Annotated in this window: 19 protein-coding genes; 6 read left to right on the top strand and 13 right to left on the bottom strand. The window is 65.0% G+C overall.

The window, feature by feature from the left end:
• Window positions 1-50: 50 nt before the first annotated feature.
• Window positions 51-953, top strand: coding sequence for a LysR family transcriptional regulator (locus EJ077_RS23715; RefSeq protein ID WP_208696760.1), 903 nt, complete (start codon window positions 51-53; stop codon window positions 951-953).
• Between the two features lie 93 nt (window positions 954-1,046).
• Window positions 1,047-2,693: an acetolactate synthase large subunit gene (locus tag EJ077_RS23710; RefSeq protein ID WP_208696758.1), complete on the top strand. Its 1,647-nt coding sequence runs from the start codon at window positions 1,047-1,049 to the stop codon at window positions 2,691-2,693.
• Between the two features lie 37 nt (window positions 2,694-2,730).
• Here EJ077_RS23710 and EJ077_RS23705 read toward each other — a convergent pair whose 3' ends face one another.
• The 8 genes from EJ077_RS23705 to EJ077_RS23670 all read right to left on the bottom strand — a co-directional run bounded on the left by EJ077_RS23705 (window position 2,731) and on the right by EJ077_RS23670 (window position 11,756).
• Window positions 2,731-3,900: a substrate-binding protein gene (locus tag EJ077_RS23705; protein WP_208696756.1), complete on the bottom strand. Its 1,170-nt coding sequence runs from the start codon at window positions 3,898-3,900 to the stop codon at window positions 2,731-2,733.
• Between the two features lie 42 nt (window positions 3,901-3,942).
• Window positions 3,943-4,644: an ABC transporter ATP-binding protein gene (locus EJ077_RS23700; RefSeq protein ID WP_208696754.1), complete on the bottom strand. Its 702-nt coding sequence runs from the start codon at window positions 4,642-4,644 to the stop codon at window positions 3,943-3,945.
• 2 nt (window positions 4,645-4,646) lie between these two features.
• Window positions 4,647-5,351, bottom strand: coding sequence for an ATP-binding cassette domain-containing protein (locus EJ077_RS23695; protein ID WP_208696752.1), 705 nt, complete (start codon window positions 5,349-5,351; stop codon window positions 4,647-4,649).
• Window positions 5,348-6,334, bottom strand: coding sequence for a branched-chain amino acid ABC transporter permease (locus EJ077_RS23690; protein WP_208696750.1), 987 nt, complete (start codon window positions 6,332-6,334; stop codon window positions 5,348-5,350). Before EJ077_RS23690 ends, EJ077_RS23695 begins: the two co-directional genes overlap by 4 nt.
• Window positions 6,331-7,188, bottom strand: a complete 858-nt coding sequence (gene urtB / locus EJ077_RS23685) for an urea ABC transporter permease subunit UrtB (protein WP_208696748.1) — start codon at window positions 7,186-7,188, stop codon at window positions 6,331-6,333. Before urtB ends, EJ077_RS23690 begins: the two co-directional genes overlap by 4 nt.
• Window positions 7,189-7,192: 4 nt before the next feature.
• Window positions 7,193-8,314 carry a class II histone deacetylase gene (locus EJ077_RS23680; RefSeq protein ID WP_208696746.1) on the bottom strand — a complete coding sequence of 374 codons (1,122 nt, stop codon included), beginning with the start codon at window positions 8,312-8,314 and terminating at the stop codon, window positions 7,193-7,195.
• Between the two features lie 83 nt (window positions 8,315-8,397).
• Window positions 8,398-11,112 (bottom strand): LuxR C-terminal-related transcriptional regulator, encoded by a 2,715-nt coding sequence (locus EJ077_RS23675; RefSeq protein ID WP_208696745.1) that lies wholly within the window; start codon window positions 11,110-11,112, stop codon window positions 8,398-8,400.
• Complete coding sequence (locus EJ077_RS23670) at window positions 11,109-11,756, bottom strand: GNAT family N-acetyltransferase (protein ID WP_135881695.1); 648 nt, start codon at window positions 11,754-11,756, stop codon at window positions 11,109-11,111. The genes EJ077_RS23675 and EJ077_RS23670 overlap by 4 nt, the downstream gene beginning before the upstream one ends.
• A gap of 177 nt (window positions 11,757-11,933) precedes the next feature.
• Here EJ077_RS23670 and EJ077_RS23665 point away from each other — a divergent pair, with 177 nt between their 5' ends.
• Genes EJ077_RS23665 through EJ077_RS23650 form a run of 4 tightly spaced genes read left to right on the top strand, consistent with a single transcriptional unit; the run spans window position 11,934 to window position 16,277 of the window.
• Complete coding sequence (locus tag EJ077_RS23665) at window positions 11,934-13,235, top strand: ArgE/DapE family deacylase (protein WP_208696743.1); 1,302 nt, start codon at window positions 11,934-11,936, stop codon at window positions 13,233-13,235.
• On the top strand, window positions 13,232-14,290 hold the full coding sequence (locus EJ077_RS23660) for a phosphotransferase (RefSeq protein ID WP_208696741.1): 1,059 nt from the start codon (window positions 13,232-13,234) through the stop codon (window positions 14,288-14,290). Before EJ077_RS23665 ends, EJ077_RS23660 begins: the two co-directional genes overlap by 4 nt.
• A complete protein-coding gene (locus tag EJ077_RS23655; protein WP_208696739.1) occupies window positions 14,291-15,604 on the top strand; it encodes an aspartate aminotransferase family protein in 1,314 nt (437 codons plus the stop codon).
• Between the two features lie 16 nt (window positions 15,605-15,620).
• Window positions 15,621-16,277 carry a GntR family transcriptional regulator gene (locus tag EJ077_RS23650; RefSeq protein WP_135881692.1) on the top strand — a complete coding sequence of 219 codons (657 nt, stop codon included), beginning with the start codon at window positions 15,621-15,623 and terminating at the stop codon, window positions 16,275-16,277.
• Between the two features lie 22 nt (window positions 16,278-16,299).
• Here the strand turns inward: EJ077_RS23650 and EJ077_RS23645 are convergent, their stop codons facing one another.
• Genes EJ077_RS23645 through EJ077_RS23625 form a run of 5 tightly spaced genes read right to left on the bottom strand, consistent with a single transcriptional unit; the run spans window position 16,300 to window position 21,029 of the window.
• Window positions 16,300-17,604: an NAD(P)/FAD-dependent oxidoreductase gene (locus tag EJ077_RS23645; protein ID WP_208696737.1), complete on the bottom strand. Its 1,305-nt coding sequence runs from the start codon at window positions 17,602-17,604 to the stop codon at window positions 16,300-16,302.
• On the bottom strand, window positions 17,601-18,584 hold the full coding sequence (locus EJ077_RS23640; protein WP_208696735.1) for a branched-chain amino acid ABC transporter permease: 984 nt from the start codon (window positions 18,582-18,584) through the stop codon (window positions 17,601-17,603). The genes EJ077_RS23645 and EJ077_RS23640 overlap by 4 nt, the downstream gene beginning before the upstream one ends.
• The gene (locus EJ077_RS23635; protein WP_208696733.1) at window positions 18,581-19,489 is read right to left on the bottom strand and encodes a branched-chain amino acid ABC transporter permease; all 909 of its coding nucleotides are present in this window, start codon (window positions 19,487-19,489) and stop codon (window positions 18,581-18,583) included. Before EJ077_RS23635 ends, EJ077_RS23640 begins: the two co-directional genes overlap by 4 nt.
• A complete protein-coding gene (locus EJ077_RS23630; RefSeq protein ID WP_208696731.1) occupies window positions 19,486-20,232 on the bottom strand; it encodes an ABC transporter ATP-binding protein in 747 nt (248 codons plus the stop codon). Before EJ077_RS23630 ends, EJ077_RS23635 begins: the two co-directional genes overlap by 4 nt.
• Entirely contained in the window at window positions 20,229-21,029 is an 801-nt protein-coding gene (locus EJ077_RS23625) for an ABC transporter ATP-binding protein (RefSeq protein ID WP_208696729.1), read from the bottom strand. Before EJ077_RS23625 ends, EJ077_RS23630 begins: the two co-directional genes overlap by 4 nt.
• Window positions 21,030-21,089 lie beyond the last annotated feature (60 nt).

The following is a 21,089-nucleotide window of genomic DNA, read 5'->3' as shown; positions in this document are numbered from 1 at the left end:
TGCGATAAATGGCTGTTTGGATTGTGCAGTAGAAACCAGGAGTTTCGAAAATGGATAGGCTTGAAAGCATGGCCGTGTTCGTCAGGGCCGTTGATCTCGGCTCGTTCGCGGCGGCGGCTACCGTGCTCGATCTATCCGGACCGATGGTCGGCAAGCATGTCCGGTTTCTTGAGGACAGGCTTGGCGTGCGTCTCATCAACCGGACCACGCGGCGCCAGAGCCTGACCGATTTCGGCCGCGCCTATTATGAGCGGTGCCGGCTGGTGCTGGCCGAGGCCGAAGCCGCCGATGCGCTTGCTGCCGATCAACTCTCGGAACCGCGGGGAAGATTGCGCGTCACCATGCCGGCGCATTTCGGCCGCCACTGCGTGACCCCACTATTGCTGCAATTGGCGCGGCGGTATCCGATGCTGGAGCTCGACCTGTCGCTGACCGACCGCTTCGCCGATCTCGCCGAGGATGGCTACGACCTCGCCATCCGGACCGGTGAACTGGACGACAAAGCCGGCGTGATTGCGCGCCGCGTTGCACGCCAGGACATGGTCGTCTGTGCCGCGCCTTCCTATCTGGAAATTCATGGCGAGCCACGGCGGATCGAGGACCTCGCCGGTCATCAGACGATTGTCTACCGACGGCTCGGCATGATCACTCAGCCCTGGCTGTTTCCGCGCGAGGGACAAGCCGCGCTCGAACTCATGCCAAACGGCCGGCTGCGGCTCGACGATCTCGATGCCATCGCCGATGCCGCCGTCGGCGGCATGGGGTTGGCGTGGCTGCCTCATTGGCTGGTTCGCGAACGAATCCAGGCCGGCACGCTGGTCGAGCTGTTGCCGGACCAGCCGCGCTATCCCTACGACTGTCATGCGCTCTGGTTGCAGACGCCGCATCTGCCGCTCAAGGTGCGGCTGGCCGTCGACGCGTTGGCGGCCGCACTGCCTAAAATGATGGCGTGATCGCCAGCAGGTGACTAGCCCTCTTTGCGGCATCGCCTTCCCTGCCATATGAAGGTGGCTGGCGGAATGCGCGCATCGCAGGAGAGACGGTTGATGACCAAGGGTTCGGATCTGTTCGTGGCGGCCCTCGAGAACGAAGGGGTCGATCGGATTTTCGGCATTCCAGGCGAAGAGAATCTCGACATCGTCGAGTCCATCCGCCGCTCCTCGATCCAGCTGATCCTGACCCGCCACGAGCAGGCGGCCGCTTTCATGGCCGCCACCTATGGCAGGCTCACCGGCAAGCCGGGTGTGTGCATCACCACGCTTGGTCCGGGCGCGCTCAATCTGACGACAGGTGCTGCCTATGCGCTGCTCGGCGCGATGCCGATGATCATGCTCACCGGCCAGAAGGGCATCCTGTCGTCGCGGCAGGCGCGCTTCCAGATCGTCGACATCGTCGCGGCGATGAAGCCGCTGACCAAGCTGTCGCGCCAGATCGTCTCGCCCAGGATGATCCCGTCGCTGGTGCGTGAAGCCTTTCGCGTCGCGCAGGAGGAGCGCCCCGGCCCCGTGCATCTGGAGCTGCCGGAAGACATCGCGGCGGCGCAGTGCGAGCCGATCGCGCTGGTGCCGACACACCCGGTCGACCTGCCCATAGCCAGCGCGGACGCGCTCGATCGCGCCGCCCGCATGATCATCGAGGCCAAGCGTCCGCTGCTGATGTTCGGCGCGGCGGCGTCACGACCCCGCGTCACCCCTGACATCGCGCAATTCGTGCTGCGCACGCAGATCCCCTACTTCACCACGCAGATGGGCAAAGGCACCGTGCCCGGCGGCACCGAACTCTACATGGGAACGGCGGCGCTTTCGGAACGCGACTATGTGCACGAAGCCATCGAGCAGGCCGATCTGATCATCACCATCGGCCACGACACGGTGGAGAAGCCGCCCTTCATCATGGGCGCCAACGGGCCGAAGGTCATCCATGTCGGTTACCATTCAGCTGATGTCGAGCAGGTCTATTTCCCGCAGGCCGAGATCGTCGGCGACCTCGGTCCGTCGCTGGCGTTGCTGGCCGATCGCGTCGAAGGCAAGATCCACAATGCGCAAGCGCTGTTGCCGCTGCGCGAAGGCATTCTGAGCCGCATCGCCGCGCGCGCCACCGAAGACCGCTTCACGCCGCAGCGCATCGTGCACGACGTGCGCGCGGTGATGCCGGCCGACGGGATCCTCGCGCTCGACAACGGCATGTACAAGATCTGGTTCGCGCGCAACTACCGCACGCGCATGGCCAACACGCTGCTGCTCGACAATGCGCTCGCCACCATGGGCGCTGGCCTGCCGTCGGCGATGATGGCGGCTTTGCTCTATCCCCAGCGCCGTGTCATGGCCATTTGCGGCGACGGCGGCTTCATGATGAACAGCCAGGAATTGGAGACCGCCGTCAGGCTCAAGCTCAACCTGGTCGTCCTGCTGCTGGAAGACCACGCCTATGGCATGATCCGCTGGAAGCAGGCGGTCGACGAGTTCCCGGATTTCGGCATGACTTTCGGCAATCCCGACTTCGTCAAATACGCCGAAGCCTATGGCGCCACGGGGACCAGGGTCGGCGCGATCGCCGACCTGCAACCGACGCTGGAACAGGCCTTCACCGGCGGCGGGGTCCACCTCGTCGTCGTGCCGATCGACTATTCCGAAAACACCAGGGTGCTTGTAGACGAATTGCGCGAGCGGCTGCCGGCGCCAAAGGCGACCTGACGGCAGCGGCAACACTGCCGTCAGGATCGGTTGATGCCTACAATTTGCAGTAAGGGGTTACCGGCGCGATGGTGCCGAAATCCTTGGCGATCTCGTAGCCGATGCCGTCCGCCGCCGCCTTGCCGACATAGGAATGGCAGAGCGTGTGGTTGTTCGAGGCATCGACGCGGATCTTGCCTTGCGGCGCGTCGAACTCGATCGTCGGCAGCGCCTTGAGCACATCGTCGTCCTTCAGCGATCCGGCCTTTTCGGCGGCCAGCGCATAGAGATGCAGGCCGTTATAGCCGGCCTCGCCGATGCCGTTGACCATCTTCTCCTGGCCGAACTTTTCGCGGAAGCTCGCGATGAACTTCTTGTTGACCGGATTGTCGAGCGCCATCCAGTAGGGCTGCGGCGCGTAGGTGCCGGCGGCGACGCCAGGCGGCAGCGCGTCCTTGTTGAAGACCTCGTCGAGCGGCGCGATCAGCGGCTGCTTGATGTCGAAGCTGCGGTACTGCTTGAGCTGCGTGACGGCGTCGTTGCCGACCACCATCGACCAGACGACATCGGGCTTAAGCGACTTGATCTTCTGGAAGGCCGGGCCGAAATCCGTGGTGCCGAACGGATAGTAGTCGGCGCCGATGATCTTGCCGCCGGCCTTTTCGTAAGCCGCGGTGATCGCCTCGGTCATCTTCTGCGGCCAGGCATAGTCGGACGCCATGATGTAGATGGTCTTGCCGAGGTTTTCGGCCACCCACGGCATCATCGGGTCGACCTGCTGCATCGGGATCGGCCCGGTGGCGACGAAGTAGCGGTTGCACTCGCCGCCCTCGAAATTGGTGGGATAGAAGAACAGCTTCTTGGCCTTCGAGGTCACCGACAGCGTGGCGCTGCGCTCGGGCGAAATGATCGTGCCCATGATGACGTCGACCTTGTCCTCGTTGAGAAGCTTGCGCGCCTTGTCGATCGAGCCCTTGGTCGTGGTCTGGTTGTCCTCGATGAACAGCTCGACCTGGCGGCCGCCAATACCGTTGGCGGCGTTGAGTTCGGCGGCGGCGAGCTTGTAGCAATTGAGCAGCGTCTCGCCGAGGATAGCCTGCAGCCCGGTGATCGGGATCGACAGGCCGACCTTGACGGTGTCGGCGGCGCGCAGGATCGACGGCGCGCCGACCATGGCGAAGGCGGCCGCGGCGCCGCCGGATTTCAGAATAGTTCTTCTGCTTATCATTGTTGTGTTCCCTTCCAATCCCAGGCGCGCCCCATGCACGCCTTACAAAGCCAAGAGGTCCTTCAGCAGGGTCTCGTCGGCGAATGCTTCCGGCGTGCCCTCGTGCACGATCCTGCCTTTCTCCATCACCAGGCAGCGATCGGCGGCCTTGAGAACGAGATCGAGATTTTGTTCGACCAGAACGATGGCGATGCCGCGCTCGCGCGCGATGCGCGGCACCAGCTCGGCGATCGACTGCACGATGTTCGGCTGGATGCCTTCCGAGGGCTCGTCGAGCAGCAGCACCGACGGCAGGCCGCACAGCGCGCGGCCGATCGCCAGCATCTGCTGCTGGCCGCCCGAGAGCGTGCCGGCAACCTGCGTCTCGCGTTCGCGCAGGATGGGAAAATAGCCAAAAATGTCCGTTGGAATGTTGCCGTCGCCGCGGTCCCGGGCAGCACGGGTGCCGACCTCCAGGTTCTGCCGCACGGTCAGCTGGTTGAAGATGCCGCGGCCCTGCGGCACATGCGCGATGCCCGCCCGCGCGCGGCGGAAGGCCGGAGCATTGGTGAGATCCTGGTCGCCGAGAACCACAGCACCGCCGCTCGCCTTCAAGGCGCCGGCGATGACGCGCAGCAGCGTCGTCTTGCCGGCGCCGTTGCGGCCAAGCAGGCCGACGACTTCGCCGGATGCCACGCCGATATCGATGCCGTTCAGCACCGGGAGCAGGCCGTAGCCGGCAGAGACGGCAAGCGTGCGCAGCATGGTCAGCGCCTCCCCAGATACACGTCGCGGACCATTTCGTCGGCCTCGATGTCGTGGAAGGGACCGCTTCGCAGCCGGCGCCCCTGATGCAGCACCAGCGTCTGGCAGTTCAGCGCCCGCACGAAGCGGATGTCGTGCTCGACGGCGACGATAGAAAACTCACCCTTCAGGTGCAGCAGCATTTCGGCTGTGGCAAGCGTCTCCTGCGGCGTCATGCCGGCCGTCGGCTCGTCGAGCAGCAGCAGCCGTGGCTCGATCGCCAGCGCCATGCCGATTTCCAGCCATTGCTTTTGGCCATGCGCGAGTTCGCCGGCCAGCGTGGCGGCACGATTGGTCAGCGCGACCAGTTCCATCAACTCGCCGATCGGGCGAGCCGGCGAGGGGGCGCCCCACCGTGCGACCTTGAGATTGTCCTCAACCGAGAGGCTGGGGAAAACCGACGGAATCTGGAACTTGCGGGCGATGCCGAGCCGGGCGATGCGGTGCAGCGGCAGGCCGGCAATGTCGTGGCCGAGGAAACGGACGCTGCCGCTGGTCGGGCGAAGCGTGCCGGTCAGCAGGTTGAGGAATGTGCTCTTGCCGGCACCGTTCGGCCCGATGATGCAGCACAGCTCCTTGTCGCGCACCGTCAGGTTCAACCCTTCCAGCGCCTGCAGCCCGCCAAAGCGGATGCCGACATTTTCGGCCTGGAGCAGGACGTCGCTCATCGCGCGTGCCTCCGGCCTTTGAACAGGCTCTTCAGCCGCGCGTAGATCGACAGGATGCCGTCCGGCAGCACAAAGACGATGACGACGAAGACGCAACCGAGCAGCAGGGGCCACAGGCTCGGATTGAAGCTGCTGATGGTCTGCTGCGCGCGCTGGATGGCGATGGCGCCCAGCACCGGGCCAAGCAGCGTGCCGCGCCCGCCGACCGCCACCCAGACGATGACTTCCGTCGACAGCAGCAGGCCGGAGAGATCTGGCGCCACAAGCCCCGCCATGCAGACATAGAGCGCGCCAGCAAGCCCGGCGATGGCTGCTGAAAGCACAAAAGTGACAAGCAGCCGCAAGGGTGCATTGTGACCAAGTGCTGCCGCCCGGACCTCATTGTCCTGGATTGCGGTCAGCACCGTGCCCCAGCGGCCACGGCTTATCGACCACAGCGCCAGCACGGCCACAGCGACGATGGCCGCGACGAAGATGTAGCTCGGCAGGTCCTGGCTGAGGTCGATATGCAGGCCACCAATATCGAATGCGATCGGCGGGATGCCGATCAGGCCGCTGTCGCCGCCGGTGACCGAACTCCAGGAGACCGCGGCCTGCTGGCAGATGACGCCCATGGCAAGGGTGACGATGGTGAAGTAGCTGCCGCGTATGCCGCCGAAGAACAGGAAGTAGCCGATGATGGCGGCGACGAAGGCCGCACCCGTGACCGCGCCCATGATGCCGAACAGGCTGGCGAAAGGAATGGCGTCGTTGAGCGTGACCAGCGCCATGAGGTAGCCGCCAATGCCGAAGAAGGCGGCGTGGCCGAAGCACAATATGCCGGTGCGACCCCAGAAGAAATCGAGGCTCGCCGCGAACAGCCCGAAGATCAGCGCGTCGCGGATCACCGTCAACTGATAGCCGTCGCCGATGAAGGGATAGAGAACCGCGAGCGCCACGCAGACGGCGAAGATCAGCAGCCAGTTGCGGTCGCGGGCGATCATCGCGACGCTCCGTTGAACAGGCCGTTTGGCCGCAGCCGCACGGCAACGATGGCCGCCAGCAGCACGATCGCCTGCGCCAGCGATGGCGAGATCTGGTAATTGAGGATGCTGGTCAGCCCGCCGACGAAGACGCTGCCGGCGACGAGGCCGCCGATCGAGCCGACACCGCCGACGATGACGACGAAGAAGGCGTTGGCGAGATAGTTTACCCCCATCTGCGGCAGTACGATCGCCAGCGGCGCGACCAACCCGCCGGCCAGGCCGGCGATTGCCGCGCCGAAGGTAAAGGCGATGGCATAGGTGCGGCGCGTGTTGATGCCGACGCCCTCGGCCATTTCCCGGTTCTGGATGACGGTGCGGATGTCGAGCCCGAAGTATGTGCGGCTGATCAACAGGACCACCCCGAGCAAGGTCAGCATGGCGATGGCGATCAGGATCAGCCGGTAGGCCGGATAGACGGTGAAGAACAGGTCGAACGTGCCCTCGATCGGTGGCGTCACCGGCTTGGCGCCGAGGCCGAAGGTCAGCTCCAGCCCTTGCTGCAGGATCAGGCTGACGCCCCAGGTGGCGAGCACGGTCGAGACCGGCCGCGAATAGAGATGGCGGATGATGGCGAATTCCAGGATGCAGCCGACCATCGCGCCAGCGATCGGGGCGGCAAGCAGCCCCACCCAGAAGGAGCCGCCGATGCTCTGGACGAAATAGACCGCGAAGGCGCCGACGGTGACGAACTCGCCATGCGCCAGATTGGTCACGTTCATCAGGCCGAAGCTGATCGCCAGCCCGAGCCCGACCAGCATCAGGATGCTGATCAGCGTCAGCGCGTTGAGGAGCGTGGTGACGACAAAGTCCATCGCGTCAGGCCGCGCTGGCGAGGCGTTGGCGCAGGCCCGCGATCAGGCCCTCGGCGGCTTCGATTACCTGGGCTTGGTGTGGCTGCAAATTCTGGCCGGCCCATTCGTCGATATGGTCCGATAGGGGATCGACCACTTCGGTGCGATGGTTGGCCAAGGTTTCGATGACGGCGTGGCCGCAGAACGGTACGTAGCCTTCGGAGTAGCCGCCCTCATGCGTCATCATCAGGCGGCCGTTCGAGACTTCAGCGGCCAGCGCCACCATGCGCGCGGCAAGACGGCGGAAGCACTCGCTGTTGAGCATCATGCGGCCGAGCGGGTCGAAGCCCGACGCATCGAAGCCGGAAGCGACAATGACGAGGTCGGGCTTGTAGGCGCGCAGCGCCGGGGCGACGACCCGGTCGAAGCTCGCTTCATAGGCGCCTGTGCCGCTGCCGGCCGGCAGCGGGATGTTGATGTTGTAGCCTTCGCCTTCGCCCTTGCCATTGTCGGCCAGCGAGCCGCGCCCGGTCGGATAGAGATTGTCCTGGTGCAGCGAAATCGTCAGCACCGACGGGTCGGAATAAAACACCGTCTCGGTGCCGTTGCCATGATGCACGTCCCAGTCGACCACCGCGGCGCGGCCGAGCAGGCCTTCATGCTGCAGCCGGCGCACCGACACGCCGATGTTGGAGAACAGGCAGTTGCCCATCGCCTGATCGGGTTCGGCATGGTGCCCGGGCGGGCGCGCCAGCGCATAGGAATTGTCGACGCGGCCGGTCAGCACCGCGCGCATCGCCGCATAGGTGGTACCGGCGGACAGCAAGGCAATATCGAAGCTGTTGGGGCCGATCGGCGCCTGCGGCCCGGCGAAACCGGATCCGCGTTCGCTGAGCATGCGGATATCGTCGATATGGCGCTGCGTGTGCACGCGCAGCAGGTCCTCGACCGTCACTGCCTCGGCAATGATCGGCACCAGATGACGTGACAGGCCGCTCACCTGGATGAGGTTGTTGAGCCGGCGCTTCGACCCAGGCGATTCCAGATGCCGGCCAGGCTCCACGAAACGGCCGGGCGGCATCATGTCGGCGCTGGAGCCGGTGTCATGCCACATCAACTGTTCGTGAAAGACGTAGCCTGTCGCCATCCGCGGCATCCTCTGAAAACCAGATGACGCTAGCAGGCTAACAATCGCCTGGCCCGACCCTAAAGAGGGGCCATGTCTGTAATCTATGCCCCTCCTTTCGGAGGGGTGCGGAGGTTTGCTGCCGCCTGCGTCGCGCGCACGGCCTGGACGCGGTTCGATACCGAGAGCTTTCCGAAAATGTTCTTCAGATGCCACTTCACCGTCGTTTCGCTCACCGACAGCGCAAGGGCGATATCACGGTTGGACATGCCTTCCGACAAGCAGTGCACTAACTCCGACTCGCGCTGGGTGAGCTGTTCCTTCTCGGCAACCGGCATGGCCGGCTTGCGCGTCGCCACCGGCAGTGTCTGCGCGGCGTCGATGATACGCGTTGCATAGGCCGACAATGCGGGGTCGGTCTTTGCCTGTGCCGCGCGCAGCCGCATCAAACCCTCGACGACGGGCCTGCCCTCATCGACGAAGGAGCGGATGAAGCCCGAGGGTTGGGCAAGGCGCAGTGCTTCGAGGAGATGCCGGTCGGCCTCGCGCTGGTCATGGCCGGCGCTCTTGGCGCGTAGGATCAGCGCCAGTATGTGCCGGCGCATGCGCCCGCTGCTTTTCGTTCGCTCCAGCAGCGTGTCGAAAATCGCGGCCGCCCCCGCGTAGGATTTCTCCGCCGTCAGCAGCCGGCCTTCGGCGAAGAACTCGAATTCGTTGGCGACAGTTGGGACGGTCTCGGCGCTTTCGCCGCGATGCTGGCTCAGCAATGCGCGTGCCTCGGCGACGCGGTTCTGATCGATCAGCAGCCGAATGCGATCATGCACCAGCACCGAAGCGAGGCGGCGGTAGACGGAGCCGCGCACGCGCTGGTAGACGCGCTCCAGCATGTCCAGGGCAGCGTCGCCCCGGCCGGTCAGCTGCAGCACGCGGGCATAGGTCGGCACGCTGGCCAGGGGATAGACAATGACGGCGGCCCCCTCGATCAGCGGCCCGAGATTCTCGACCAGTGCCAGTGCTTCGCCGGACGCGTTGGTCTCGTAGGCGAGTTCAGCAAGCAGCGTGCCGGCAAGCGCCTCGGCATAGGAGTTCGCGCCGATCCGCGTCCTCGCCTCGATGATCGCGTTACGCAGCAGCCGTTCGGCGGCCGGCAGGCGGCCGGCCGAGCGCTCGATGACCGCCATGTAGCAATTGGCGATGGTGACGCCGAGCAGGCTGCCGCTTCGCTCATGCGCCTTGCGCGCCGCGTCCGCTGCCGCGCGCGCCCCTTCGAGGTCGCCCAGCGCGTAGAGATTGTAGCCGATGACGTTGGCGGTGGCGCCTTCCATGAACCAGGCATCGGGCGCGATGATGCGCAGCGCGGCCAGCGCGGTGTCGCGTGCGGCCTCAAACTGCTCCAGCGTGCTGTGCACGGCGGCTTCGAGGACCACGATTTCGGCCTCGATCGTCGTGCCGGTCAATGTGCCGGGATCCTGGTCGTCGGCGGGCCCGGTCTCGACCAGCTTGCGCGCATTGGCCAGTGTCTGCTGGGCAATCTCGGGCTGGCTCGAGTGCACCGCCAGCCACAGCACGACAAGCTGCAGACGGATGCGCTGGTCGATCAGTTTCCTTGGCAGCAGCGCCAGCAACTGGCGCACATAGAGCAGCTGGCACTGGGCGATGAGTTCGAGCGCATTGTTCTCGACGAACACCGCCGCGCGGGCCTGGTCGCCGGCGGCGAGCGCATGGCCGATGGCCTCGGTCAGCATCTTGCGTTCGCCGAACCATTCCGAAGCCGCCAGATGCAGCGGCGCGATCATCTCCGGTTCGCGCCGTTCCATCTCGCGGCTGAGAAAGTCATGGAACAAATGATGATAGCGGAACCAGCGCCGCTCCTCGTCGAGCGGCACGAGGAACAGGTTGCGGGTCTCGATCTCGGTGATAGCAGCCTCGGCGTCCGCCGCGCGTATCACCGCCCGGCAGGCCTCGGCGCTGAAACGCTCGAAGATCGAGGAGTAGAGCAGGAACTTCGCCAGTGCCGGCGGCAGTTCCAGGAACACTTCCCCCATCAGGAAGTCGGCGACATTGCGGTTGGCACCGGTGAAATTGCCGATGACGGTTTCGGGCGCCTGGGCAGCGCTGAGCGACAGCGAGGCGAGCTGCAGGCCTGCGGCCCAGCCTTCGGTGCGCGAGCACAAAGTTTCCACCGTGCCACTGCCGATGGAGAGGCCAAGCTTGTCGTTGAAGAAGGCTTCGGCTTCGGACGAGGCGAAACGCAGATCGTCCGGGCCGATTTCAAAGACATCGCCGAGCACCCTGAGCTTGCCGAGCTGCAGGTCGGGCAGGTTGCGCGAACCGATGACGAAGGTGACGTTGGCGGGAGCCTGCCGCGTCAGGCGCTCCATGAACCGCTTCACTGCCGGTGCTTCGACAGCGTGATAGTCGTCGAAGAACAGAGTGATGTCGGCATGGCGTGCCGCAAGACCCGCCACAAGGGCCGCCAGCACCACGTCAAGCTGCGGGATCGGGCTCGACTGGAAGGCAAGGTCGAGCTCGGCCGGGTTCTGCACGAGATGGCGCAGCGCCCCAACCAGATGCGACAGGAAGGCGCCTTCGTCATTGTCCGTCGCTTCGCAGGACAGCCATGCCGTCAGCCGGCCGTGGCGCGCGACCTCGGCTGCCCATTGCGCCATCGTCGTCGACTTGCCGAAGCCGGCGGGCGCGGCGAACAGCACGATGCGCGTGTCGACATGCCGCTCCAACCTCGACAGGATGCGCTCGCGCCGTACCCACCGTCGGTGGTGGGGCGATGCCTGGCCCGCGGGTTGCGAAGACGGTCTCATCTGGCGCCGGGCACCCATTCCGTGTCGATCAGCGGAATTTGCGGCGCGCAATCGCGCGGCAAGGTTCCCTTGATCCGCGGATCGTCGGTGATCTCGAAGCCGGCGGCGAAGGGTTCAAACCCGCAAGCCCGATAGAAGCCGATGACGCTGTGATGATCGATGCTGCTGGTGTGCAGCCAGATACGCTCCGGCTTTAGGCGCCATGCCTGATCGAGCGCGCCCGCCATCAGCCGCTTGCCAAGGCCACGGCCGGTCAAGGAAGGAAAGAGACCGAAATAGGTGATCTCGATCTCGTTGCCGTCGGTGACAGTGAACTCGGCCATGCCGATATGGCTGCCGCTTTCATCGTGACCGTAATAGAGATGCTGGCGCGGGTCGGCGAAATGCGCCGCGATGTCGGCGTCCGACATTTCGGCGGCGCGGTCCCACAGCCAGGGAGCGCCGATCTCGAGAAAGACCGAACGGTAGAAGGCGGGCTCGGGGTTGGTGACGCGGACCATCGCCAGCGGATGCGCGAGACCCTGCAATGGCGCGCGCGCTTCCATCCACGTCACCGCATTGACGATCTTGCCGGCCGGGATACGCCGGTAGCCGGACGCGAGATCGGTGATTTCATCCGGCAATGTGCCTTCGGTGACTTGCATCTGTCCTCGATCTTCCGTCGCGCAGCCTGCCGGCATGTCAAGCAGCTGATGCCAATTCTGCGGCCGCCTGCCAAGAGGCTGCAGGGGTGGGCCATAATTTTGGCCGGCCTGTCTTCTTGCCTTTTCGGGGAATGGCATATGAGATATGATACACCATTCACAGGAAAGCGGAATATCATGCCTGAGCGAATTGCGGATGAGGCCATTTTGCGGGCGGTCGACGATGGTTTCGACCGTCAGCTCGCCTTTATGGCCGATCTCGTGCGCTTTCCCTCCCAACGCGGCGAGGAACATGCCGCGCAATCCTTCATGGCGGCGGCCTATGAAGCCGATGGTTATGCGATCGACATGTGGCGTGTCGATGTCGACGCGATCCGCGACCTGCCCGGATTTTCCCCCGTGGCGGTTTCCTATGATAACGCATTCAACGTCGTCGCCACTCACACGCCGAAAAACGCCACCGGCCGCTCACTGATCCTCAACGGTCATATCGACGTGGTGCCGACGGGACCGCTCGACCGCTGGGTCCGCGACCCCTACGATCCGGTGATCGAGGATGGCTGGATGCATGGCCGCGGCGCCGGCGACATGAAGGCGGGCCTGTCGGCCTGCCGCTATGCGCTGGCCGCCTTGCGCGGCCTTGGCTATCAGCCGGCCGCGAAAGTGTTCCTGCAGTCGGTGGTCGAGGAGGAGTGCACCGGCAATGGCGCGCTCGCTTGCCTCCAGCGCGGCTACCGTGCCGACGCGGCCTTCATTCCCGAACCGCTGGAGCCAAGGTTGATGCGGGCGCAGGTCGGGCCGATCTGGTTCAGGGTCGAAGTCGATGGCGATCCGCAGCACGCGTCTGGCGCCTTCTCGGCCGGCGCCAATGCCATCGAAAAGGCCTTCCTCATCGTCCAGGCGCTGAAGCAACTCGAAATCGTCTGGAATGCGAGGAAGGTCGACGACAGGCGTTTCTGCGATCACCCGCACCCGATCCGCTTCAATCTCGGCAAGATCGAAGGCGGCGAATGGACGTCCAGCGTTCCGGCGCGTTGCGTCTTCGAGATGCGTGTCGCGACCTATCCCGGCCAGAAGCTCGAAGACGCCAGGGCGGAGTTGGAAGCTTGTATCGCGGATGCGGCGCGCGCCGATCCGTTCCTCGCCAATCGTCCGCCGAGGATGACCTATAACGGCTTCATGGCCGAGGGCTACGTGCTTGAAGGTGCCGACGAGATGGAAGCCGTGCTGCGTCGCAGCCATACCGCGGTGTGGGGTGAGCCGCTGACGGAACACGTCACCTCGGCCACCACCGATGCGCGCTTCTTCGGCCTCTATGCCGACACGCCGGCAATCGTCTACGGCCCGATCTGCCGCATGCCGCATGGCTATGACGAGGCCGTCGATCTCGACTCCGTGCGCAAGGTCACGCAGACCATTGCGCTCTTCATCGCCGACTGGTGCGGTCTCGAGCCCATAAATGCCGAGATCAGGCCATGAACGCGGCCGTATCGGATGCCTTCGGCGAGACGCTTGCGGAGGATGCGCCTGATGTCTCGATCGCCGAGGCGCTTGCCCTGTTGCGCCGGCACTATGGGCTCACCGGCAGCGCGCGCCCGCTGCCGGGCGAACGCGACCATAATTTTCACATCCAGACCGAAGGCGAGGGCGAGTTCGTCCTGAAGGTCTCGCATCCGGCGGAAGAGGCCGGCTTCACTGATTTCCAGAACAAGGCGCTCGACCACATTCTGACGGTCGACCGGACCCTGCCTGTTCCTTCCGTGCACAAGAGCCTCGAAGGCGAAGCACAGTTCATGGTCGGCGTCGGCGGATCGCTGCCGCGCATCGTCCGGCTGGTCAGCTATCTGCCCGGCCAGTTGCTTTCGCGCTCGCCCACGTCAGCGGCGCAGGACCGCAATCTCGGCATCTTCCTCGCCCGGCTTGGCCGGGCACTGCGCGGCTTTTTCCATCCGGCTGCCGGCAGCGACCTTCTGTGGGACATCCGCAAGGTCGCCAAGACGCGGCCGATGCTGGTGCATATCGCCGATGCCGGCCATCGCGCCATGGTCGAGCGTGTCATCGACGCCTTCGAGGAGCACGCGGCGCCGGTCATCCCCGGCCTGCGCGCCCAGATCGTCCACAACGACATGAACTCCTACAATGTGGTGATGGATGCCGCGCGGCCGGAAGTGGTCAACGGCATTCTCGATTTCGGCGACATGATTCATTCGCCGCTGATCTGCGACCTCGCCATCGGTGCCGTCTACCGCTGGCCGGCTGAAGGTCACCCTCTGGCGCCCGCGGCTCGCTTCGTCGCCGGCTATCAGTCCGTGCAGCCGCTCGAAATCGAAGAGCTTGGCATCCTCTTCCACCTCATTCGTGCGCGGCTTGCGCTCATCGCCAACATTGCCAGCTGGCAGGCCGAACGGTTTCCGGCCAAACGCGATTATGTGCTTCGGCTCATCACCGAGGTCTGGACCTCGCTTGAACGGCTGGACGGTCTATCGTCCGCTGACGCCCGCCGCTATTTTCTCGACCATTCCAAGCCGGAGTAGATGCCCGTGTCCCAGTCCTCGCCCGCAAGTGCCTCCGCCGATACCGGAGTTTCCGCACAAGAGCACGCGCTGCTGGAACGCCGCGCCAGATTGCTCGGGCCGACCTATCGCGCCTTCTACCGCAACCCGATCCATCTGGTGCGCGGCAGCGGTGTCTGGCTCTACGATGCCCAGGGCCGAAAATACCTCGACGCCTATAACAACGTCGCCTCGGTCGGGCACTGCCATCCGCGCGTTGTCGAGGCATTGTCGGGACAGGCCGCCACGCTCAACACGCACACGCGCTACCTCAGCGAGATCATCCTCGATTACGCCGAAAAGCTGCTTGGCACGCTGCCGCCCCATCTCGGCCATGCCATGTTTACCTGCACCGGCAGCGAGGCCAACGATCTCGCCATCCGCATCGCACAGCACTCCAGCGGCAACACCGGTGTGATCATCACCGAATTCGCCTATCACGGCGCCACCATCGCTACCGCGCAGCTGTCGCCGGCGGCGGTCGGGGCCAAGGGCGTGCCCGCGCAACACCGGACCGTGGCGGCGCCGGATACATTCCGCGACGGCGGCCGCGCCGCGCATGATTTCGCCAGAAATGTCGTCGCCGCCATCGAGGATATGCGCGCGCAAAACATCCGTCCGGCGGCGCTGCTTCTTGATTCCGCCTTTTCCAGCGACGGCATCTTCTTTCCCGCTGCTTCTGTCATGCGCGAGGCGGCCGATCATGTCAGGAAGGCGGGCGGCATCGTCATTGCCGACGAGGTCCAGTCCGGTTTCGGCCGGCTCGGCCAGGGCATGTGGGGCTTCGCCAATTATGGCCTCGAACCTGACATTGTCACCATGGGCAAGCCGATCGGCGACGGTCATCCGATGGGCGCGGTGATCGTCCGGCCACGGCTCGTTGCCTCCTTCGGTTCGAATACCGGCTACTTCAACACCTTCGGCGGCAATCCGGTCGCGGCCGCCGTCGGCATCGCCGTTCTCGAGGTGATCGAGGGCGAAGGGCTGATCGAGAACGCGCGGACGGTCGGCGCCTATACCGGGGAACTGTTGGACGCCTTGAAAAGCCGCCACGGCATGGTCGCCGATGTCAGGCACAACGGCCTCTATTTCGGCATCGAGCTGACGGCGGAGGATGAGGCCACTGCCGCTGCCAAGACCTCATCCGTCGTCGAAGCCATGCGCGAGGATGGCGTGCTGATCTCGTCCTGCGGTCCACGTGGCAATGTGCTGAAGATCAGGCCGCCGCTGCCCTTTGCCAGGGACAATGCCGAGCAACTGGCCGAGACGCTCGATCGCGCGCTGTCGAAATGGTGAGCTGAGCGGCCCGCGCATGCTGAAGCTCGAGCATCAAACCCTCAACGACCGCGCCTATGGCGCACTCAAGCAGGAATTGATTTCGGGCGGTTTCAGCCCGGGCCAGACACTGGTCATCCGCAAGCTCGCCGAAACCTTTGGCATTTCGACCACCCCGATCCGCGAGGCGTTGCAAAGGCTGGTCGCCGAGCGGCTTCTGGAAATGCAGAACAACCGCTCGATCATCGTGCCCTTGTTGTCCGAGCCCGCTTTCGCGGAACTGACGCGCATCCGCATCGCCGTCGAGGGATTGGCGGGCGAGATGGCCGCCACGCGCATGAGCGAGAGCGCGCTGGCCGACATACCAGCCGTGCTCGCCGGCATGCAGCGCGCCATCGAGGCGCAGGACGCCACGACCTATCTATCCCTGAACGAGGCCTTCCATTTTGCTATTTATGAGCACGCCGGCGCGCCCATCCTCTTGAACATGATCCGCGATCTCTGGGGGCGCGTCGGACCTTATTTCAAGCTCCTGATGCGGGCCGATCGCTACATTCCGCAGTCCAATGACGCACACCACAGGATCGTCGCCGCGCTGGAACGGCGCAACGGTCCGGCCGTTCGTGTATCCCTTGAACAGGACATTGCCGCGGCGGCCGCGGTTCTTTCCGAAAATCTTCGCACGACGGACTGATCGGACGGCAGGCCCGGTCGGCCTATGCTGTTTCATCCATCCGGTCGCGCAGCATGCTCCAGCCGAGCAACATGTTGGGTGCGTGTCGCAGCAGGGCGTGGAACGGGATCGGCGTCGGTGGCGCGAAAGGCAGTGGCAACTCGCGGGCGTCGGTTCCAGCGGCCCAGTCGGCCAGTACCTTGCCCATCGCGGTCGTCATGGCGATGCCGCGTCCATTGCAGGCGCGGCCGGCGATCAGGCCCGGGCCGAGGTCAAGGAGGTGCGGCAGGAAATCAGGCTCGACAGCGGCCATTCCTGACCAGCCATAGGCAAGCGGGGGCAGGTCGGGTAGGTCGAGACCGGCGGCAAGCCGGCGCCAGATTGTTTGCGGTACGCGTCTGTCGGCACCAGCGCCTAGGATATGCATGCCGCCGCTGATCAGCCGGTTGTCGGCATCGAAGCGGAAGGTGAAGAGATTGCGCCTGGTGTCACCGACGCCTTGCCCCCCGGGAAGCAGGCGCGTGCGGATTTCGAGCGGCAGGGGCGCGGTCGCGATCTGGAAAACCTTGAGCGGAAAATAGGTTCGCTTGAGCAACGGATTGAGTGGCCCGCCATAGGCGTTGGTGGCGATCAGCACCCTGGCAGCGCGCACCGAGCCCGATGGCGTTTTCAGCGCCCAGCCGTCGGCCACGCGATCAACCGATGTGACACGTGTCTGTTCGAAGATCCGCGCGCCGGCCCTTTCCGCCGCATCGGCCAATCCGCGTGCATAGGCGACGGGATTGAGTACGCCGCCCGAACGGTCCATCCAGCCGCCGAGATAGCCGCGCGCGCCGGTCAGCGTTTCGACATCCTGCCGATCCAGGGTGACGACGGGCCGGCCACGCCGCGCCCATTGTCCCGCGCGTGATTTGACCTTCTCCAGAGCTGCCGGCGAGTGCGCCGGCTGGATCCATCCGTTCTGCACCGCGTCACAGTGGATGCCGTGTTGCCGGATCAAGCCGAAGACGAGGTCGGCGCTGCCAGCGGCAAAATCGATCAGCCTTTCACCGCGTTCGGGGCCGAGATGGGCAAGGATGCTGTCGGGGTCCATCTTGGCGAAGTTCGGCACGACGAAACCGGCATTCCGGCCGGTCGCGCCCCAGGCGATGATTTCGGCTTCGAGAACGGCGACGGAAAGTCCTTTGCCGGTCGCGTGCAGTGCGGTTGAAAGCCCGGAAAAACCGCCGCCGACAATAGCGAGGTCAACATCGAGGTCGCCATTCAGCGCCGGCCGCTCGCGACGATTGCTGCTGCCGGCGTGCCAGAGCGATGCGCCATGCGCCTCCTGCCTGACCACGGCATTCATCCGTTGGAACTGCTTTTGGCCGTGGCCAGTTTCGCCCGCTTGCCGAAGCGTGCACGCCGCGGCCTGTCGCCAAACAGGCCGTTCGGCCTGACCAGAAGGATGACGCAGAGCATGACGCCGGTGGCCACGATCTGCAGCGAGGCGGCGCGCGCCTGCTGCTCGGGCTGGAAGAACACGCTGGTCGCCGTGCCCGATCCGGCCCATATCCCCCAGACAAGGACACTGCCGACGACGGCGCCGAGATTGCTGCCGGAGCCGCCGACGATCAGCATGACCCAGACCTGGAAAGTCAGGATCGGCAGGTAATTGTCGGGTGCGATGAAGCCGGTGAAATGCGCTTGCATCGCGCCGGCCAGTGCCATGACGGCGCCACCGACGGCGAAGGCCTGGACGCGGTAGAAACGCGCGCTCTTGCCGAGCGAGATCGCCGCCCGCTCGTCCTCCCGCAGCGCCTTCAGCACGCGGCCCCAGGGGCTGCGTGACAGATGCTCCAAGGCGAGATAGGCGATCAGCGTCACCACCGAGACGACGGCGAGGTTGGACAGGTTGAACAGCAGCGGCGTCTCCGCCAGGCCGCCGAGGGGGCGCGGGATGAACCCGATGCCGAATGGGCCACCGGTCAGCTTCTGCGCGTTGAGCGCGACCAGCTGCACGACCACGGCGACCCCGAATGTGGTGATCGCCAGATAGTCGGACCGCAGACGCAATGTGGCCATGCCGGTAAGTGCCGCGGCAATACCGCCAACCACCATGGCGCCTGCCCAGCCGACAAGGATCGGCAGGCCGAAACCGCCCAGCCTCGCGGCGTCGTCCGGTGTCGTCAGCAGCGCCGATGTGTAGGCGCCGATGGCGACGAAGCCGGCAAGGCCGACATTGAACAGGCCGGTCAGCCCCCACTGCAGATTGAGCCCCAGCGTGACCAGCGAGAAGATCAGCGCCGTGGTCAGGAAGAAGGCGCCGTAGCCGACGAGATCGATCATCTTTCCCGAACTCCGAAAAGGCCGATCGGCCGCACGAACAGCACCGCCATCAGGATGATGAAGGAGACGGCGGCGCGCCATTCGGCGCCGATCAATTGCACCGCACCAGCTTCGGCGAGCCCGATGATCAGGCCGCCGAGCACCGCGCCCGGGATGCTGCCGATGCCACCGAGGATGGCGGCGGCGAACATCGGCAGCAGCATATCGAAGCCCATGAAGGGGCGGATCTGCACCAGAATGCCGATCATCACGCCGGCAACGCAGGCAAGCGCGCCGCCGACGATCCAGGTGACGCGCACCACCTTGGCGACGTCGATGCCGACGATGCGGGCCAGCGCCACGTTCTGGCTCAGCGCCTGCATGGAACGCCCGGTCTGTGTGCGCGTCATCAACAGATGCACGCCGAGCACCAGCACGGCGGTCAGCAGCAGCAAGGCGATCTGGTCGGGCGTGATGCGGATGCCGAAGCCGACCGGCATGGCGATCTGGATCGCGCGGCTGAAATAGGTTGGCCGTGAGGTGAAGGTGAACTCCAGCAGGCTCCGCAGCGCCATCGAGGCGCCGAAGCTCGCCATCACGACAATGATCGCCTGGCCTTGCGAGCGCAGCCGCGAGAACAACACCTTGTCGAGCAGCAGCGCCAGCAGTGCGGTGAACGCCATGCCGACGACCAGGGCAACAAGGAGCGGCCATCCGAAGGACAGCGGCCCGAGCGGCGCCACCTTGCCGGACGTCGCACCGATGGCGCTGACCACGGCCAGTGTCGCATAGGTGCCCCAGGCCATGAAGTCGCCATGGGCGAAGTTGGAGAAACGCAGGATCGAATAGGTGAGCGTCACGCCGATGGCCCCGAGGCCGATCATCGAACCGGTCAGCAATCCGTCGACGATGAATTGCAGGCTCATGCCGCGCCTCCCTGCCGATGCTGGGGACGCTGGCCGAGATAGAGTTCGGCGACGACCGGGTCGTTCCACAATTCGGAGGCGACGCCCTCATGCCGGTCCTTGCCTTCGACCAGAACATAGGCGCGGTCGCCGATGGCAAGCGCTGCCTTGGCGTTCTGCTCGACCAAAAGGATGGTGACTCCGGACTTGCGGATGCCGGCAAGCATCTCGAACACCGTCGAGACGAACTTTGGCGACAGGCCAGCCGACGGTTCGTCCAGCACCAGCACCTTGGGGTGGACGATCAGCGCACGTGCGACGGCGAGCATCTGCCGCTGTCCTCCGGACAGATTGCCGGCCGCGGTGCCGCGCTGGCGGACGAGGTCGGGGAAAGCGGCATACATCTCCTCGATGCGGGCCGGGATGTCGCGCCGCTCGAGGATGCCGCAGGCAACCCTGAGATTGTCCTCGACCGACATCAGCGGAAAGATATTCTCGGTCTGCGGCACGAAGGCGAGGCCAAGCCGCACCATGGTGTGGGCCGGCGCGGCGGTGATGTCCTTGCCGTCCAGGAACACTGAACCGCCGGTGATCGGCACGAGGCCGGCGATCGCCTTGATGAAGCTTGACTTGCCGGCGCCGTTGGGACCGAGGACGACGACGATCTCGCCCTTGCCGACGGTGATCGAAGCCCCGCGCACGATGGGCACGCCGGGTTCGTAGCCGGCTTCGAGATTGTGGACATCGAGGACGGTCTCGCTCATGTGCTGCCTCCGAGATAGGCCTCGATGACACGCGGGTCGCGAGCGACTTCTTCCGCCGTGCCTTCGCTGAGCAACTGACCGCTCGCCATCACGAGGACGCGGTGGCAGAGCCGCGTCACCATGTCGATGTTGTGCTCGATCAGCAGGAAAGTGATGCCGCGCGCATTGATGTCGCGGATGCGGTCGATGATGACTTCAAGCAGCGTCGCGTTGACGCCGGCCGCCGGTTCGTCGAGCAGGATGATCGCCGGATCGGCCATCATCACCCGGGCAAGTTCGAGCAGCTTGCGCTGGCCACCGGAAAGCACGCGCGCCGGCTCATGCGCGAGATGGCTGAGGGTGACCAGTTCCAGCAGTTCGAGCGCCTTTGCCCGGGCGGCTCTTTCCTGAGCCGCCACCCGCCACGGCGTAACGAAGTTGGCGAGCAGCCTTTCGCCCGCCTGACCCTGCGCGGCCAGCATGATGTTTTCGATCAGCGTCAGATTGGGCAGCGGGCGCGGGATCTGGAAGGTGCGGCCGAGACCTCGGCCGATGCGCAGGTGAGCGGCTTCGCCCGAGACGCGCGCGCCATTGAGCAGGATATCGCCACTGGTGGGCAGGATACTGCCGGCCAACAAGTCGAACATGGTCGTCTTGCCAGCGCCATTGGGTCCGATCAAGCCAAGGATTTCGCCCGCTTTGACGTCGAACGAGACATCGTTGACGGCGACAAGGCCGCCGAACCGCCTGACGACCTGGCTTGCCGTCAGAACCGGCACACGGGTCTCCCACCCTTGGCGTTCCGCTACCTCGCTCATCGAACCCTCTGGCCGAAGACGATCGTTGCCGCCTCCTGATTATGATTTGTGATCACACTT

This window comes from Mesorhizobium sp. M8A.F.Ca.ET.057.01.1.1 (assembly GCF_003952565.1).
Classification (GTDB): domain Bacteria; phylum Pseudomonadota; class Alphaproteobacteria; order Rhizobiales; family Rhizobiaceae; genus Mesorhizobium.
The sequence above is the reverse complement of the archived record's forward strand: the minus strand, read 5'-3'. Positions and strand labels throughout refer to the sequence as shown.

Bases quoted from the DNA above. Each gene is read 5' to 3' on its own strand.
- EJ077_RS23715 (WP_208696760.1), top strand. From the start codon at position 51: ATGGATAGGCTTGAAAGCATGGCCGTGTTCGTCAGGGCCGTTGATCTC.
- EJ077_RS23710 (WP_208696758.1), top strand. From the start codon at position 1,047: ATGACCAAGGGTTCGGATCTGTTCGTGGCGGCCCTCGAGAACGAAGGG.
- EJ077_RS23705 (WP_208696756.1), bottom strand. From the start codon at position 3,900: ATGATAAGCAGAAGAACTATTCTGAAATCCGGCGGCGCCGCGGCCGCC.
- EJ077_RS23700 (WP_208696754.1), bottom strand. From the start codon at position 4,644: ATGCTGCGCACGCTTGCCGTCTCTGCCGGCTACGGCCTGCTCCCGGTG.
- EJ077_RS23695 (WP_208696752.1), bottom strand. From the start codon at position 5,351: ATGAGCGACGTCCTGCTCCAGGCCGAAAATGTCGGCATCCGCTTTGGC.
- EJ077_RS23690 (WP_208696750.1), bottom strand. From the start codon at position 6,334: ATGATCGCCCGCGACCGCAACTGGCTGCTGATCTTCGCCGTCTGCGTG.
- urtB (WP_208696748.1), bottom strand. From the start codon at position 7,188: ATGGACTTTGTCGTCACCACGCTCCTCAACGCGCTGACGCTGATCAGC.
- EJ077_RS23680 (WP_208696746.1), bottom strand. From the start codon at position 8,314: ATGGCGACAGGCTACGTCTTTCACGAACAGTTGATGTGGCATGACACC.
- EJ077_RS23675 (WP_208696745.1), bottom strand. From the start codon at position 11,112: ATGAGACCGTCTTCGCAACCCGCGGGCCAGGCATCGCCCCACCACCGA.
- EJ077_RS23670 (WP_135881695.1), bottom strand. From the start codon at position 11,756: ATGCAAGTCACCGAAGGCACATTGCCGGATGAAATCACCGATCTCGCG.
- EJ077_RS23665 (WP_208696743.1), top strand. From the start codon at position 11,934: ATGCCTGAGCGAATTGCGGATGAGGCCATTTTGCGGGCGGTCGACGAT.
- EJ077_RS23660 (WP_208696741.1), top strand. From the start codon at position 13,232: ATGAACGCGGCCGTATCGGATGCCTTCGGCGAGACGCTTGCGGAGGAT.
- EJ077_RS23655 (WP_208696739.1), top strand. From the start codon at position 14,291: ATGCCCGTGTCCCAGTCCTCGCCCGCAAGTGCCTCCGCCGATACCGGA.
- EJ077_RS23650 (WP_135881692.1), top strand. From the start codon at position 15,621: ATGCTGAAGCTCGAGCATCAAACCCTCAACGACCGCGCCTATGGCGCA.
- EJ077_RS23645 (WP_208696737.1), bottom strand. From the start codon at position 17,604: ATGAATGCCGTGGTCAGGCAGGAGGCGCATGGCGCATCGCTCTGGCAC.
- EJ077_RS23640 (WP_208696735.1), bottom strand. From the start codon at position 18,584: ATGATCGATCTCGTCGGCTACGGCGCCTTCTTCCTGACCACGGCGCTG.
- EJ077_RS23635 (WP_208696733.1), bottom strand. From the start codon at position 19,489: ATGAGCCTGCAATTCATCGTCGACGGATTGCTGACCGGTTCGATGATC.
- EJ077_RS23630 (WP_208696731.1), bottom strand. From the start codon at position 20,232: ATGAGCGAGACCGTCCTCGATGTCCACAATCTCGAAGCCGGCTACGAA.
- EJ077_RS23625 (WP_208696729.1), bottom strand. From the start codon at position 21,029: ATGAGCGAGGTAGCGGAACGCCAAGGGTGGGAGACCCGTGTGCCGGTT.